Source organism: Pseudomonas sp. QTF5, assembly GCF_000512695.2.
GTDB lineage: Bacteria > Pseudomonadota > Gammaproteobacteria > Pseudomonadales > Pseudomonadaceae > Aquipseudomonas.
In genome coordinates, this window is the sequence record NZ_AZRW02000008.1 from 13,856 (window position 1) to 29,291 (window position 15,436).

Sequence of the window (15,436 nt, forward strand, 5' to 3'; positions counted from 1 at the left end):
ACGGAAAACTGCCGAGCATTATAGAGCCGTGGGCCGCGAGTGGGCACTTCTAAAAAAATCGCCCGACGATTGAAGCCCCTGAATAGAGCTTAGCCGACGGCCTGCAGCTCTTTGTCACAGCGTGTGTTTGGGCGCATCCGCCCCACTGCGCTACAATCCTGCGCCTTTGCTGCCTGTCGGCTTTAATTCACAGATAGCGGGTCCGCGAAACCATGGGTTAAGCGCCGACCTGCATTGCGAGGTACCTCCATGGTGCACAGCATGACCGCCTTCGCCCGCGTCGAGAAAGCCGGCGTCCAGGGCACCCTGAGCTGGGAATTGCGCTCGGTCAACAGCCGCTACCTGGAACCCCACCTGCGTCTGCCGGAGTCTTTCCGCGACCTCGAAGGCGCGGTCCGCGAAGCCCTGCGCCAGGAACTGTCCCGGGGCAAGCTCGAATGCACCCTGCGCTTCACCGAAGAAAGCACCGGCAAACCGCTGCAAGTGGACCGCGAGCGCGCCGCGCAACTGGTCGCTGCCGCCGAGACGGTCGCCGGCCTGATCAAGAACCCCGCCGCGCTGAACCCGCTGGAAGTCCTGGCCTGGCCCGGCGTGCTAGTCGCCGATGCCGCCGACCCGCAAGCGCTGAATGCCGAAGCCCTGGCGCTGTTCCATCAAGGCCTGAAAGAGCTCAAGGCTGGTCGCGAGCGCGAAGGCACTGAGCTGGCGCGATTGATCAACGAGCGCCTGACTTCTATTGAAGGGGATGTGGTGATCCTGCGTGAGCTGGTCCCGCAGATGCTCGCCACCCAACGCCAGAAAGTCCTCGACCGCTTCACCGACATGAAGGCCGACCTCGACCCGCAGCGGCTGGAACAGGAAATGGTCATGCTCGCGCAAAAGAGCGACGTCGCCGAAGAACTGGATCGCCTGAGCACTCACATCATCGAAGTTCGCCGGGTACTCAAGTCCGGCGGCGCTGCCGGTCGGCGCCTGGACTTCCTGATGCAGGAACTCAACCGCGAAGCCAACACACTGGGCTCCAAAGCCTTCGACCCGCGCAGCACCCAAGCGGCGGTCAACCTCAAAGTGTTGATCGAGCAGATGCGCGAACAAGTGCAGAATATTGAGTAAGGCAAACCCGACATGACCCACAGCACCGGCACCCTGTACATCATTTCCGCCCCTTCGGGCGCGGGCAAGAGCAGCCTGGTCAAGGCCTTGACCGACGCTGATCAGGAGATCCGTGTCTCGGTCTCCCACACCACCCGCGCCATGCGCCCCGGTGAAGTGAACGGCGTGAACTATCACTTCGTCGAACGCAGCGAGTTCGTGAAGATGATCGAGCACGGGGATTTCCTTGAGCGCGCCGAAGTGTTCGGCAATCTCTATGGCACCTCGCAAAGCCACCTGCAGCAGACCCTGGACGAAGGCCACGACCTGATTCTGGAAATCGACTGGCAGGGTGCCGAGCAGGTGCGCAAGTTGATGCCCCAGGCGCGTTCGATCTTCATCCTGCCGCCGTCCCTGGAGGCCTTGCGTCAGCGCCTGAACAATCGCGGCCAGGACAGCAACGAGGTCATCGAAGGCCGGATGCGTGAAGCCGTCAGCGAAATGAGCCACTACGTCGACTACGACTACCTGATCATCAACGACGATTTCGCCCACGCGCTGCGCGATTTGCAGGCGATTTTCCGTGCCAATCAGCTGCATCAGAAGCGTCAGCAGCAGCGTAACGGAAAACTTTTGGCTGAATTGCTCGGCTAAACAGCACTTCCCAAAACCGCTGCAAGGGCTTTACATTGGCACTTATAGCGCGTTGAAGAGTCTGGTCAAAAAATCAGCGCTTCCCTAATCGCTGGTGATTTTTTAAACTGTTGAGTCCGCTCGCCCACCCGGGCAGCGCGCATATTGCATTCGCTCCGAGGAATACCATGGCCCGCGTAACCGTTGAAGACTGCCTGAACCACGTGGAAAACCGTTTTGAACTGGTCATGCTGTCCACCAAGCGTGCCCGTCAACTGGCCACCGGCGGCAAAGAGCCCCTGGTTCAGTGGGAAAACGACAAGCCTACTGTTGTAGCGCTGCGTGAAATCGCTGAAGGCCTGATGAGCTACGAGTTCATCGCCAACGCAGAAATCGTCGAAGACGAACCGCTGTTCGCAGCGTTCGAGGACGAGTCCAACGAGGCAGTATAAGTCCATGCCTGGTCGACGTAGCACGGCGCGGGGTCACAACGAACGGCAGGAATTATCATGCCGAGCATAGACGCCCTCGCCGATCGCTTATCGACCTACCTCGGCAAGGACCAGGTCAATCTGGTCCGCCGAGCGTACTTCTACGCCGAACAAGCCCACGATGGCCAACGCCGCCGCAGCGGTGAGGCGTACGTCACGCACCCACTCGCGGTTGCGAATATTCTTGCCGAAATGCATATGGACCATCAGAGCCTGATGGCGGCCATGCTGCATGACGTGATCGAAGACACCGGTATTGCCAAGGAAGCGCTGCAAGCGCAGTTCGGCGAAACCGTGGCCGAACTGGTCGACGGGGTCAGCAAACTGACCCAGATGAACTTCGAGACCAAAGCCGAAGCCCAGGCCGAAAACTTCCAGAAAATGGCCATGGCCATGGCGCGCGACATTCGCGTGATCCTGGTCAAGCTGGCCGACCGCCTGCACAACATGCGTACCCTGGAAGTGCTGTCCGGCGAAAAACGCCGGCGGATTGCCAAGGAAACCCTGGAAATCTATGCGCCCATCGCCAACCGCCTGGGCATGCACGCCATTCGCATAGAGTTCGAAGATCTCGGCTTCAAAGCCATGCACCCGATGCGCTCCGCGCGGATCAACCAGGCGGTCAAACGCGCCCGGGGCAACCGCAAGGAAATCGTCAACAAGATCGAAGAGTCCCTCAGCCACTGCCTGGCCATCGACGGCATTCAGGGCGAGGTCAGCGGTCGTCAGAAACACCTCTACGGCATCTACAAGAAAATGCGCGGCAAGCGTCGGGCCTTCAACGAGATCATGGACGTGTATGCGTTCCGGATCATCGTCGACAAGGTCGATACCTGCTATCGCGTGCTGGGCGCTGTACATAATTTGTACAAACCGTTGCCGGGTCGCTTCAAGGATTACATCGCGATCCCGAAAGCCAACGGCTACCAATCGCTGCACACCACGCTGTTCGGCATGCACGGTGTACCGATCGAGATTCAGATCCGCACCCGTGAAATGGAAGAGATGGCCAACAACGGCATCGCCGCCCATTGGCTGTACAAATCCAGCGGCGACGAGCAGCCCAAGGGCACTCACGCTCGCGCCCGCCAGTGGGTCAAAGGCGTGCTGGAGATGCAGCAGCGGGCCGGCAACTCGCTGGAATTCATCGAAAGCGTGAAGATCGACCTGTTCCCGGACGAGGTCTACGTGTTCACGCCCAAAGGCCGGATCATGGAGTTGCCCAAAGGCTCCACGGCGGTCGACTTCGCTTACGCGGTGCACACCGATGTGGGCAACAGCTGCATCGCCTGTCGGATCAATCGTCGTCTCGCGCCGCTGTCCGAACCGCTGCAAAGCGGCTCCACGGTCGAGATCGTCAGCGCCCCGGGCGCGCGACCAAACCCGGCTTGGCTCAACTTCGTGGTCACCGGCAAAGCGCGCACCCACATCCGTCATGCGCTGAAACTGCAACGCCGTTCCGAGTCCATCAGCCTCGGTGAACGCCTGCTGAACAAGGTACTCAACGGTTTCGATAGCTCCCTGGAAAAAATCCCGGCCGAGCGCGTGCAGGTGATGCTCCACGAATATCGCCTCGAACTCATCGAAGACTTGCTCGAAGACATCGGCCTGGGCAATCGCATGGCTTACGTGGTCGCCCGTCGCCTGCTCGGCGAAGGCGAACAACTGCCAAGCCCTGAAGGTCCTCTGGCGATTCGCGGCACCGAAGGCTTGGTGCTCAGTTACGCCAAGTGCTGCACGCCGATCCCGGGCGACCCGATTGTCGGGCATCTGTCCGCGGGCAAAGGGATGGTCGTGCACCTGGACAACTGCCGCAACATCAGCGAAATCCGCCACAACCCGGAAAAATGCATCCAGCTCTCGTGGGCCAAGGATGTCACCGGCGAATTCAACGTCGAGCTGCGCGTCGAACTGGAACACCAGCGCGGCCTGATCGCCCTGCTGGCCAGCAGCGTCAATGCGGCTGACGGCAATATCGAAAAAATCAGCATGGACGAACGCGACGGTCGTATCAGCGTGGTCCAACTGGTGGTCAGCGTGCACGACCGCGTACACCTGGCCCGTGTGATCAAGAAACTGCGCGCCCTGACCGGGGTCATCCGCATCACCCGCATGCGCGCGTAGCCCACCCTTCACAAGGAGTCATACATGACCAAGACCGTTATCAACAGCGACAAGGCCCCGGCCGCCATCGGTACTTATTCCCAGGCGATCAAGGCTGGCAACACCGTTTACATGTCGGGTCAGATTCCTCTGGACCCAAAAACCATGGAACTGGTTGAAGGTTTCGAAGCCCAGACCGTCCAGGTGTTCGAGAACCTCAAAGCCGTGGCTGAAGCGGCTGGTGGTTCGTTCAAGGACATCGTCAAACTGAACATCTTCCTCACTGACTTGAGCCACTTCGCCAAGGTCAACGAGATCATGGGCAAGTACTTCGACCAACCCTACCCAGCCCGCGCCGCCATCGGCGTAGCAGCCCTGCCAAAGGGTTCGCAGGTTGAAATGGATGCCATTCTGGTCATCGAGTAATGTGTCCGGCGCAGCCTGCTAAAGGCTGCGCCGCTGCCGTATGTATAAAAAGCGTTTTGAAAGGATTCCACCATGCGCCAAGCGCTAGCTCTCTCGCTGGTCGCCCTACTCCTGGGCGGTTGTGCCAGCGACCCTGCCGACCGTGATATCAGCGGCACCTGGATCAATCAGTCGGCAATCGATGCTGCATCCAAAGGCGGTCCCCTGCGGGAAGCGCTTCAGGCCTATGGCCCGAATCTGGAATGGGACGTCAACACCCGAGCCGGTCAGGCCCGCTACACCAATGGTTTTGAAAATGTCGAAGGCAAGCTGCTGGGCGAAGAGTCCGGCGCCTGGAAAGTCGACTTTTATGGCAGTTCCGCCAGCGAGTTGAAGCGGGATGGCAAGCAACTGAGCCAGGCCGCCAATGACAACGAACCGGAGCAAGTCTTCGACCGTGCACCGGTCCAGGTTCCGGACGGCGCGCCGATTGGCGCCAGTTTTGAGCGGGCGTTGTATTCGGCTTATATGGGCGGCAGCTGGAAAATTCTCAGCGGCCCGGGCGAAGGCAACACCGTGCAATTCCAGGCCGATGGCCAGGTTGCCGGCCTGCCCGGTGCGGATCGTTATGCCCTTTGCCTGGCAGGAGATTGCGCGTCGATGAGCGGCGGCAACGATAACATCTGGTTGCAGGTGAACGGCCAGGGCAATACCTGGATCTTTGCGCGCAAGGGCAATGAGCTGGAGATTTTCCAGACCGTGAACACCGCGCTGGCGGACGAAATGCCTTCGTTCACGTCGGGTAATCGCAAGTGGTTGCTGGAAAAGCAGTAACCCGGGCCCTAAGGCCAACGCAGAATCCATGTGGGAGCGGGCTTGCTCGCGAAAGCGGTATAACAGTCAACGATGATGTTGAATGTTATGACCCCTTCGCGAGCAAGCCCGCTCCCACATTTGGTTTGTGATGACTGGAAATCAGCAGCGGCCTTCGAGGATCGCGGCATAACCTTCGCGGAAACTCGGATACTTCGGCACCCAACCCAACGCCTTCGCCCGTGCATTGCTGCAGCGCTTGCTGCCGGCGCGACGCACACTGGCGTCTTCGGCCCACTCAGTCACGCCCAAGTACTCACGCAACCAGCCCACCACTTCCGCCAGCGGTGCAGGCGCGTCGTCGACACCTATATAGAAGTCATCCAGCACAGCCCCCCGTTGATCCGCCTCCAGCAGATGCGCCAGCAACCCCGCCGCATCGTCGACGTGAATGCGGTTGGCGTACAACGGTGGATCAATCGCCACGCGATAACCCCGACGAACTTGAGTCAGCAGAAACTCTCGGCCCGGACCGTAGATCCCGGTCAAGCGCACGATGCTCGACGGGATGCCGCTCTCAAGCACCACTTGCTCGGCTTCCAGCATCACACGCCCTGAATAGCCAGCCGCCACGGTCGGCGAGTTCTCGTCGACCCACTCGCCCTCTTGCTGGCCGTAAACGCTGCTGCTGGAAACGAATAGCAGCCGATTGGGCACTTGGCCGTAGTCGCCCAGCCATTCCAGCACGTGCTGCAAACCCTGAATGTACGCGGCGCGGTATCCGGCCTCATCGTGATCGGTAGCGGCCGCGCAATACACCAGGTAATCCACCGCACCGATTGGCCAGGTCGCCGGACAGTCTTTATTGAACAGGTCGCCGGCAACGCCAATCACACCCTCGGGCAGACGTGAGACGTCACGCCGCAAGCCGTGAACCTCCCACCCCGAAACCAGCAATTGCGTGGCCAGACGACTACCGACATCACCACAGCCGGCGATCAAAACAGTAGGCGCGGACATCAGAAAACTCCTATTGGAAAGCTACAGACTAGCGCCGGCAAAGGACACGCGGCTAGCAATGAAGGAAAAAAAGATACTCTATTACTTTTGTTAACAAGAATTACTTGCAATAATGCCCGCCACTTTTGTTCTCGGCCTCACGAGGCCTGGAAGAACATTTACCGTCTTTTTCCTTTCAGGTCCGGCCAGCATGACACCCAATCAATTCCCCGCTTCGCCAACCAAACGACCTCGCGCCTGGAGCGCGGTGGCCGCCCTGCTGCTCAGCCTGATGCTGGCGCCGACTGCCGCCTTCGCCGATGCACAAGCACCGGCCACACAGCCTGCTGCCGCTCAAACACCCGCCGCGCCTGCCGTGACACCTGCCGCGACCGATCCGGTCCAGGCCGTAGACGCCACTGATGTGGCGCAAGTCCTCGAAGCCGACAACACGCTGGGCATGGCCCATGACCTGTCGCCGTGGGGCATGTACCAGAACGCCGACATCATCGTGAAGATTGTGATGATCGGTCTGGCCATTGCTTCGATCATCACCTGGACCATCTGGATCGCCAAGGGCTTTGAGCTGATGGGCGCCAAGCGTCGTCTGCGCACTGAAATCGCTCACCTGAAAAAAGCCGCCACCCTTAAAGAAGCCAGCGCAACGGCAGCCAAGGAAGGCACCCTCGCCAACCTGCTGGTCCACGATGCGCTGGAAGAAATGCGTCTGTCGGCCAACAGCCGCGAGAAAGAAGGCATCAAGGAGCGCGTGAGCTTTCGCCTCGAGCGCCTCGTCGCTGCGTGCGGTCGCAACATGAGCAGCGGCACCGGCGTACTCGCCACCATCGGTTCCACCGCGCCGTTCGTCGGTCTGTTCGGCACCGTGTGGGGCATCATGAACAGCTTCATCGGCATCGCCAAAACCCAGACCACCAACCTCGCCGTCGTAGCTCCCGGCATCGCCGAAGCCCTGCTGGCGACCGCGCTGGGCCTGGTTGCGGCGATTCCTGCGGTGGTCATCTACAACGTCTTCGCCCGCTCCATCGCCGGTTACAAGGCACAAGTGTCCGATGCCTCGGCAGAAGTTCTGCTGCTGGTCAGCCGTGACCTCGACCACCTGCCGACCGAGCGCAGCTCGCAACCGCACATGGTGAAAGTGGGGTAATCGGCCATGGGCCTGCATTTGAAAGAAGGCGCAGACGACGATCTGGCCGAGAACCACGAAATCAACGTCACGCCGTTCATCGACGTGATGCTGGTGCTGTTGATCATCTTCATGGTGGCGGCTCCGCTGGCCACCGTGGACATCAAGGTCGACCTGCCTGCTTCCACCGCCAAACCAGCGCCTCGGCCAGAGAAACCGGTGTTCCTCAGCGTGAAGGCTGATCAGCGCCTGTTCCTCGGTGAAGACGAAGTGAAGGCCGAAGCCCTCGGCGCCACACTCGACGCCAAAACCAAGGGCAAGAAAGACACAACGATCTTCTTCCAGGCCGATAAAGGCGTGGACTACGGCGACCTGATGAGCGTGATGGACGCCCTGCGCGCCGCCGGTTACCTGAAGGTCGGCCTGGTCGGACTCGAGACGGCAGCCAAGAAATGATCAACACGCGCCAAAAGCTGACGCGTTACAGCGGGAGCCTGGCCGTGGTGCTGGGCGTCCATGCACTGGCCATTGCGCTGGCGCTGAACTGGACGTCGCGCCCGCCGATCGAGCTGCCGCCGCAGGCGATGATGGTCGAACTGGCGCCGGTTCCGGCCCCGCCACCGCCCGCACCGCCGAAGGTGATCACGCCACCGCAGCCACCGGCCCCGGTGGAAGAACTGCCGATCCCGAAGCTGGCTGAAGCGCCGAAGGCCGAGATTGCCGTGCCGAAACCGGTCAAACCCAAGCCCAAGCCTCAACCGCCCAAGCCTGTGGAGAAAAAACCGGAACCGCCAAAGGAAAAGCCTTCCGAGGAAAAACCGAGCGACGCGCAACCGACCCAGGCACCGACGGAGAAATCCGCTCAACCCGCACCGGGTCCATCACCGGCGCAGCAAGCTGCCAAGGCCAGCTGGCAAGGCACCCTGCTCGCTCACCTGGCCAAGTACAAAAAGTACCCGGCCAGTGCACAGGCGCGAGGCAAGGAAGGCTTGAACCGTCTGCGTTTCGTGGTGGATGCTGAAGGCAATGTGTTGTCGTTCGAACTGGTGGGCCGCTCCGGCAACGCCGATCTGGACCGGGCCACCCTGGAAATGATCCGCCGCGCCCAACCGCTGCCCAAACCACCGGCCGACATGCTGAACAACGGCACCATCGAAATTACTGCACCGTTTGTTTACTCGCTGGAACGCCGCCGTTAAGTCACCGCCGAACCAATGTGCGAGCCTGCTCGCGATGAGGCCATAACATTCAACATCTATGTTGACTGTCACACCGCTTTCGCGAGCAAGCCCGCTCCCACAGGTTCTTCGGCGGCTACAAAACCTATGAAAAGGCACCGAAAGGTGCCTTTTTGCCTATCTGGAAACGCCAAACCCGCATTGCCCTGTGTCACTCAGCACACTCAGTCTGATAACGTGCGTCTATCGATTGCAGCCGGTATGCTTGGCCCGCAACTTCATGGACGCTTGCTATGACTCTCACAGAATTACGCTACATCGTTACCCTCGCCCAAGAGCAGCACTTCGGCCATGCGGCCGAGCGTTGCCACGTCAGCCAGCCGACCTTGTCGGTGGGTGTGAAAAAGCTTGAAGACGAACTCGGTGTGCTGATTTTCGAGCGCAGCAAGAGCGCCGTGCGCCTGACCCCCGTCGGCGAAGGCATTGTCGCCCAGGCACAGAAAGTCCTGGAACAGGCCCAAGGCATCCGCGAACTGGCCCAGGCCGGCAAGAACCAGCTGACCGCCCCGCTGAAAGTCGGCGCGATCTACACCGTCGGTCCATACCTGTTTCCGCACCTGATTCCACAACTGCACCGGGTCGCCCCGCAGATGCCGTTGTACATCGAAGAAAACTTCACCCACGTGCTGCGCGACAAACTGCGCAACGGCGAGCTCGACGCGATCATCATCGCCCTGCCGTTCAACGAAGCCGACGTGCTGACCTTGCAGCTCTACGACGAGCCGTTCTACGTCTTGATGCCGGCCCAGCACCCGTGGACCCAAAAAGAATCCATCGACGCCGCCCTGCTCAACGACAAGAGCCTGCTGCTGCTCGGCGAAGGCCACTGCTTCCGCGATCAAGTGCTGGAAGCCTGCCCGACCCTGGCCAAAGGCAACGACGGCGCCAAGCACACCACAGTGGAATCCAGCTCGCTGGAAACCATTCGCCATATGGTCGCGTCCGGCCTGGGTATTTCGATCCTGCCGCTGTCGGCGGTCGACAGCCACCACTACGCTCCCGGCGTGATCGAAGTGCGCCCACTGAGCGCCCCCGTGCCGTTCCGCACCGTGGCCATCGCCTGGCGCGCGAGCTTCCCGCGGCCGAAGGCGATTGAAATCCTCGCCGACTCCATTCGCCTGTGCTCGGTGGCCAAGCCGCCAGCGCCGGTGGTGGCCGGTTAAGTCGCTGCCATGACCGAGTTGTCGCAAGTGTCGGTGACGGCACTCAAGGGTGTCGGCGAAGCCATGGCCGAGAAACTGGCCAAGGTCGGCCTGGAGAATCTCCAGGACGTGCTGTTCCACCTGCCGCTGCGTTATCAGGACCGCACCCGCGTGGTCCCGATCGGCCATTTGCGACCCGGGCAAGACGCCGTGATCGAAGGCACCGTCAGCGGCGCCGACGTGGTCATGGGCCGACGCCGCAGCCTGGTTGTCCGTTTGCAGGATGGCACCGGCGGGCTCAGCCTGCGCTTCTACCATTTCAGCAACGCCCAGAAAGAAGGCCTCAAACGCGGCACGCGCATTCGCTGCTACGGCGAAGCGCGGCCCGGTGCATCGGGGCTGGAGATCTACCACCCGGAATACCGCGCCATCACCGGCGACGAGCCGCCGCCGGTGGATGAAACCCTGACCCCGGTCTACCCGCTCACCGAAGGCCTGACCCAGCAGCGTTTGCGCCAACTGTGCATGCAAACCCTGACCTTGCTCGGCCCCAGCAGCCTGCCCGACTGGCTGCCGACCGAACTGGCCCGGGACTATCAACTGGCGCCGTTGGCCGATGCGATCCGCTACCTGCATCACCCGCCCGCCGATGCCGATGTCGACGAGCTCGCCCTCGGTCATCACTGGGCGCAGCATCGGTTGGCCTTCGAAGAACTGCTGACCCATCAACTGTCCCAGCAGCGCCTGCGCGAAAGCATGCGTGCCCTGCGTGCCCCGGCGATGCCAAAAGCCACGAAGCTGCCCGCTCAGTATTTGGCCAACCTTGGCTTCACGCCGACCGGCGCCCAGCAACGGGTCGGCAACGAAATCGCTTACGACCTCAGTCAGCACGAACCAATGCTGCGGCTGATTCAGGGCGACGTCGGCGCCGGCAAAACCGTGGTCGCTGCCCTCGCCGCACTGCAAGCGCTGGAGGCCGGTTATCAGGTCGCACTGATGGCGCCCACAGAGATTCTCGCCGAGCAGCACTTCATCACCTTCAAGCGCTGGCTCGAGCCGCTGGGCATTGAAGTCGCGTGGCTGGCCGGCAAGCTCAAGGGCAAAAACCGCGTAGCTGCGCTGGAGCAAATCGCCAACGGTACGCCAATGGTGGTCGGCACCCACGCGCTGTTTCAGGAAGAGGTGCAGTTCAAGAACCTGGCGCTGGCGATCATCGACGAGCAACACCGCTTCGGCGTGCAGCAGCGTCTGGCATTGCGACAGAAAGGCGTCGGCGGGCGGATGTGTCCGCATCAGCTGATCATGACCGCCACGCCAATCCCCCGGACGCTGGCCATGAGCGCCTACGCCGACCTCGACACCTCGATCCTCGACGAACTGCCGCCGGGCCGTACGCCCGTAAACACGGTATTGGTCACCGACACCCGGCGCGTCGAAGTGATCGAACGGGTGCGCGGTGCCTGCGCCGAAGGGCGACAAGCCTATTGGGTATGCACGCTGATCGAAGAGTCTGAAGAGCTGACCTGCCAGGCCGCCGAAACCACTTTTGAAGACCTCACCGCCGCCCTCGGCGAGTTGAAAGTCGGCTTGATCCACGGCCGCATGAAGCCCGCCGAGAAAGCTGCGGTGATGGCCGAATTCAAGGCCGGCAACCTGCAATTGCTGGTCGCCACCACCGTAATCGAAGTCGGCGTGGACGTGCCCAACGCCAGCCTGATGATCATCGAAAACCCCGAGCGCCTCGGGCTCGCGCAGCTGCACCAGCTGCGTGGCCGTGTCGGTCGGGGTAGCGCCGTCAGTCATTGCGTGCTGCTTTACCATCCGCCGCTGTCGCAGATCGGTCGTCAGCGACTGGGTATCATGCGTGAAACCAACGACGGTTTTGTCATCGCCGAAAAAGACCTCGAACTGCGCGGCCCCGGCGAAATGCTCGGCACGCGCCAGACCGGTCTGCTGCAATTCAAGGTTGCAGACCTGATGCGTGACGCCGATTTATTGCCCGCCGTACGCGACGCCGCGCAGGCCTTGCTCGAGCGCTGGCCGGATCACGTCAGCCCGTTGCTCGACCGCTGGCTACGTCATGGGCAGCAATACGGCCAAGTGTGAGCACTGTCGCAGTTTCTGGACCCTGCCTTTAAACAAGCTGGTTATACTCCTGCAATTGTTTGCAAACGGATACAGACCATGACAGAAGCTGCCCTCGCCCCCGAAACCCCGCACGCTCCGTCTGTTATTCGACTGCTGCTTGGCAAGCTTGGCATCGCCTACGAAGAAGCCCTCGACCATCACGGCCTGAACCCCGCGCGTAAAGTGCAGGCGGTTTTGCTGGACGATGCCGTCGGCGCGCTCATGGTGCTGTACCCCCAGAGCCAATTGCTCGACCTCAATCGCCTTGCCGAACTCACCGGCCGCCGGTTGACTGCCGTCTCCACCGAACGCCTGGTAAAAATGCTCGGCAAACACAGCCTGAGCCTGTTGCCCGGCCTGCCGGCACTCACCAGCTCGCCGTGCCTGTATGAAGAAAGCCTGCTGCGCGAACCGACGTTGCTGATCAACTCGGGCGAACCGGGCGTGCTGCTGGAAATCACCAGCGACGATTTCAAAACCATGCTCACCAAGGCCAGCGCCGGCAATTTCGGCGAAGCCGTGCAAAGTATCCGCCCGAACCTCGACCGCCCCGACGATGACCGCAAGGAAATCACCCAGGCTGTGCAAGCGTTCACCGCGCGGCGCATCCAGCAGCGTCTGGAAGCGACCATCGAGATTCCACCCCTGGCCGAAACCGCGCAGAAAATCATCAAACTGCGCGTCGACCCCAACGCCACCATCGACGACATCACCGGCGTGGTGGAAACCGACCCGGCCCTGGCCGCACAAGTCGTCAGCTGGGCAGCGTCGCCGTACTACGCCTCGCCGGGCAAGATTCGTTCAGTGGAAGACGCCATCGTCCGGGTGCTGGGTTTCGACTTGGTGATCAACCTGGCACTTGGCCTGGCCCTGGGCAAAACTCTGAGCCTGCCCAAAGACCACCCGCAACACACCACGCCGTACTGGCAACAGTCGATCTACACCGCCGCCGTCATCGAAGGCCTGACCCGCGCCATGCCCCGCGCCCAGCGCCCGGAAGCCGGCCTGACCTACCTCGCCGGTCTGCTGCACAACTTCGGCTACTTGCTGCTGGCCCACGTATTCCCGCCGCACTTCTCGCTGATCTGCCGCCACTTGGAGGTCAACCCGCACCTGTGTCACAGCTACGTGGAACAACACCTGCTGGGCATCAGCCGCGAACAGATCGGCGCATGGCTGATGCGCTTCTGGGACATGCCCGACGAACTGGCCACCGCCCTGCGCTTCCAACACGACCCCAGCTACGACGGCGACTACGCCGAATACCCGAACCTCGTCTGCCTGGCCGTGCGCCTGCTGCGCAGTCGTGGTATCGGTTCCGGCCCGGATGAAGATATCCCGGATGCTTTGCTGGAACGCGTAGGCCTGACCCGCGACAAGGCCAACGATGTGGTCAGCAAAGTGCTTGAGGCTGAAGTGCTGCTGCGCGAACTGGCTTCGCAGTTCAATCAAGCCTGAAAAGCTTCGCGGGCAAAACCGCTCCCACAGGATTTAGGTAATCCTTGTGGGGGCGGGCTTGCCCGCGAAGAATCCAACTCGGTCTAACTGAGAGACCTCAAGCCTTAGGCTTAACATTCCTAGGCTTCAAATACTTGGTCAACCCCTGAAACCAGATCACCAGCGCCGGGTTGCCCTTGATCTGAATCGACTTGTCCTGAATCCCCGTCATAAACGCCAATTGCTTGTTCTTCGCCTGCATCGTGGCAAAGCCATACGCCGCGTCTTTAAACGCAATCGCAAATGCCGGTTCCGCATACACGCCCGACTTGCTGGTAATGCGCTGGTCCTTCACAAAGAAATGCCGCGCCACTTTCCCGTCCAGGGTCTGTAGCTGAAACACCAATGCCTTGTCACCCAACTGCTGCTGAAACGCAGGATTAGTCCGACTGGCCTTACCCATCAACAAACCCATCATCCACAGAAGAAAACGAAATTTCATGCGCACAGCCTCAAGAGAAAAGTGAACGGCCGGCGCAGTGTAGCGGCTTCAAGCGAGAACGCCACCATTGCGCAGTGTTAGAAGACGATGTTGCACTTTTTGACGCTGATGACTACAAAGTCATTGACGAAACACCGCTGTTTAAAAGCCGAGAGCTATTGGTCTTTCTACCCTCGACTCCATCGGACATTTCCTTCAACACGCGGCGCTGTTCATGAACTAGGCAGCTCTCCGCTTCACCGCTAACCTCTGTTCGTCACCGCAAAATCGGTGACACGGACGTGCAAGTCCGGTGGAGTACACATTCGGTTATGGCAATTCATCGAGCGTTTTCCTATGCTCGCGAATCGTTATGGCGGCTGTGTATGGGAGATCTTCGGATCTGCCGGGTGACTCCACCGGTCTTGCACACCTATGCACAGCTGCCACCTCTTTCGAAGTGCACGCGAAACGGTGTCGGCTCCTTAAATAATGGAGTAACACTTAATGTTCAAGCCAACACCGAATCCTCCTGAAAACGCATCTACATCCCCCTACGAATCCTTCGATTCCAAAAAACTCCACGAAGCCGCCGAACGCGCCCTCGACCACCATTTCGCCCCACCACCCAACGACAAACCCAAGCGCAAAGGCAAACTCTTCACCGTCTCCCCTGACATCGACACCGAAGCCCTTCTGGCCAACGCCTCCGAAGACCTGAAGTCCATCAGCGCCATCGCCGCCGACCTGGCTGACGACATCGACGGCACTCGAAGATCAGTAGCCTTGGCGCTCAGCAGAATGGCCGATGGGGTTCAGTTGTTGGTGGAGCGCGCGCTGGATCATATTGATTCGCCGAATCCGGCGGAGCATCGGGCTAAGGCGTAACGAAACCACGAGTAGAAAAAGGGGGACTTCGCGTCCCCTTTCTTGAGATCCGGCACCGCACTTCTTGAGGGTTACTCGCCAGCCGCGTCAAACCCGACGGCACATCGCCCATCCTGAAGTCCTGTAAGGCTCGCCATCTTCACGTATTCACAACGACCGCTGCGCTCGTAAGCGTCGCCCCATAACGTCCAGCACATCGCAGCCGTCGCGTAACAGAATGACCATCCCCCCATAAGATCATTTATCAGCGTCGGGTCGTTACACGTTCGCTGTTTTGAAGTGAGGGTTTCCAATAGCTGGGTCACGATTCTGATTCGGTAATCGGCAGTTGCATGCAACGCATCCAGTGGCGCATGAGTGTCTATCAGTATTGTAGGAATGGGGTGGTCCACGTCGGTGAGGGGCATGTAACGACTCATAGGTGACGCTCCTGTTGCAAAGCA

Annotated in this window: 15 protein-coding genes; 13 read left to right on the top strand and 2 right to left on the bottom strand. The window is 60.5% G+C overall.

The features are described 5' to 3' along the window. Positions 1 to 249 precede the first annotated feature (249 nt). From IC37_RS08580 to IC37_RS08605, 6 genes are all read left to right on the top strand, one after another. Positions 250 to 1,113, top strand: coding sequence for a YicC/YloC family endoribonuclease (locus IC37_RS08580; RefSeq protein WP_030132448.1), 864 nt, complete (start codon positions 250 to 252; stop codon positions 1,111 to 1,113). A gap of 12 nt (positions 1,114 to 1,125) precedes the next feature. After that, complete coding sequence (gmk, locus tag IC37_RS08585) at positions 1,126 to 1,746, top strand: guanylate kinase (RefSeq protein ID WP_007894672.1); 621 nt, start codon at positions 1,126 to 1,128, stop codon at positions 1,744 to 1,746. Between the two features lie 167 nt (positions 1,747 to 1,913). After that, positions 1,914 to 2,177 (top strand): DNA-directed RNA polymerase subunit omega, encoded by a 264-nt coding sequence (gene rpoZ / locus IC37_RS08590; RefSeq protein ID WP_007894670.1) that lies wholly within the window; start codon positions 1,914 to 1,916, stop codon positions 2,175 to 2,177. Between the two features lie 57 nt (positions 2,178 to 2,234). Next, a complete protein-coding gene (spoT, locus tag IC37_RS08595) occupies positions 2,235 to 4,340 on the top strand; it encodes a bifunctional GTP diphosphokinase/guanosine-3',5'-bis pyrophosphate 3'-pyrophosphohydrolase (RefSeq protein WP_030132449.1) in 2,106 nt (701 codons plus the stop codon). Positions 4,341 to 4,364: 24 nt separating this feature from the next. Next, the gene (locus IC37_RS08600) at positions 4,365 to 4,745 is read left to right on the top strand and encodes a RidA family protein (RefSeq protein WP_003177257.1); all 381 of its coding nucleotides are present in this window, start codon (positions 4,365 to 4,367) and stop codon (positions 4,743 to 4,745) included. Positions 4,746 to 4,817: 72 nt separating this feature from the next. Continuing rightward, a complete protein-coding gene (locus IC37_RS08605) occupies positions 4,818 to 5,558 on the top strand; it encodes a hypothetical protein (RefSeq protein WP_030132450.1) in 741 nt (246 codons plus the stop codon). A 141-nt stretch (positions 5,559 to 5,699) separates the two neighbouring features. Here IC37_RS08605 and IC37_RS08610 read toward each other — a convergent pair whose 3' ends face one another. Continuing rightward, entirely contained in the window at positions 5,700 to 6,557 is an 858-nt protein-coding gene (locus IC37_RS08610; RefSeq protein ID WP_030132451.1) for an SDR family oxidoreductase, read from the bottom strand. A gap of 190 nt (positions 6,558 to 6,747) precedes the next feature. Here IC37_RS08610 and exbB point away from each other — a divergent pair, with 190 nt between their 5' ends. The 6 genes from exbB to IC37_RS08640 all read left to right on the top strand — a co-directional run bounded on the left by exbB (position 6,748) and on the right by IC37_RS08640 (position 13,645). Continuing rightward, positions 6,748 to 7,701 carry a tonB-system energizer ExbB gene (gene exbB, locus IC37_RS08615; RefSeq protein ID WP_030132452.1) on the top strand — a complete coding sequence of 318 codons (954 nt, stop codon included), beginning with the start codon at positions 6,748 to 6,750 and terminating at the stop codon, positions 7,699 to 7,701. Between the two features lie 6 nt (positions 7,702 to 7,707). Then, positions 7,708 to 8,136 (top strand): TonB system transport protein ExbD, encoded by a 429-nt coding sequence (gene exbD, locus IC37_RS08620; protein ID WP_030132453.1) that lies wholly within the window; start codon positions 7,708 to 7,710, stop codon positions 8,134 to 8,136. After that, entirely contained in the window at positions 8,133 to 8,879 is a 747-nt protein-coding gene (locus IC37_RS08625; RefSeq protein WP_030132454.1) for an energy transducer TonB, read from the top strand. Before exbD ends, IC37_RS08625 begins: the two co-directional genes overlap by 4 nt. Before the next feature lie 272 nt (positions 8,880 to 9,151). Continuing rightward, on the top strand, positions 9,152 to 10,081 hold the full coding sequence (locus tag IC37_RS08630; RefSeq protein ID WP_008007618.1) for a hydrogen peroxide-inducible genes activator: 930 nt from the start codon (positions 9,152 to 9,154) through the stop codon (positions 10,079 to 10,081). A 9-nt stretch (positions 10,082 to 10,090) separates the two neighbouring features. Continuing rightward, positions 10,091 to 12,166: an ATP-dependent DNA helicase RecG gene (gene recG, locus IC37_RS08635; protein WP_030132455.1), complete on the top strand. Its 2,076-nt coding sequence runs from the start codon at positions 10,091 to 10,093 to the stop codon at positions 12,164 to 12,166. 78 nt (positions 12,167 to 12,244) lie between these two features. Next, positions 12,245 to 13,645 carry an aminoacyl-tRNA deacylase and HDOD domain-containing protein gene (locus IC37_RS08640; protein ID WP_030132456.1) on the top strand — a complete coding sequence of 467 codons (1,401 nt, stop codon included), beginning with the start codon at positions 12,245 to 12,247 and terminating at the stop codon, positions 13,643 to 13,645. A gap of 97 nt (positions 13,646 to 13,742) precedes the next feature. Here IC37_RS08640 and IC37_RS08645 read toward each other — a convergent pair whose 3' ends face one another. Next, entirely contained in the window at positions 13,743 to 14,126 is a 384-nt protein-coding gene (locus tag IC37_RS08645) for a hypothetical protein (protein ID WP_030132457.1), read from the bottom strand. 486 nt (positions 14,127 to 14,612) lie between these two features. Here IC37_RS08645 and IC37_RS08650 point away from each other — a divergent pair, with 486 nt between their 5' ends. Next, positions 14,613 to 14,993, top strand: a complete 381-nt coding sequence (locus IC37_RS08650) for a DUF6124 family protein (RefSeq protein WP_030132458.1) — start codon at positions 14,613 to 14,615, stop codon at positions 14,991 to 14,993. Positions 14,994 to 15,436 lie beyond the last annotated feature (443 nt).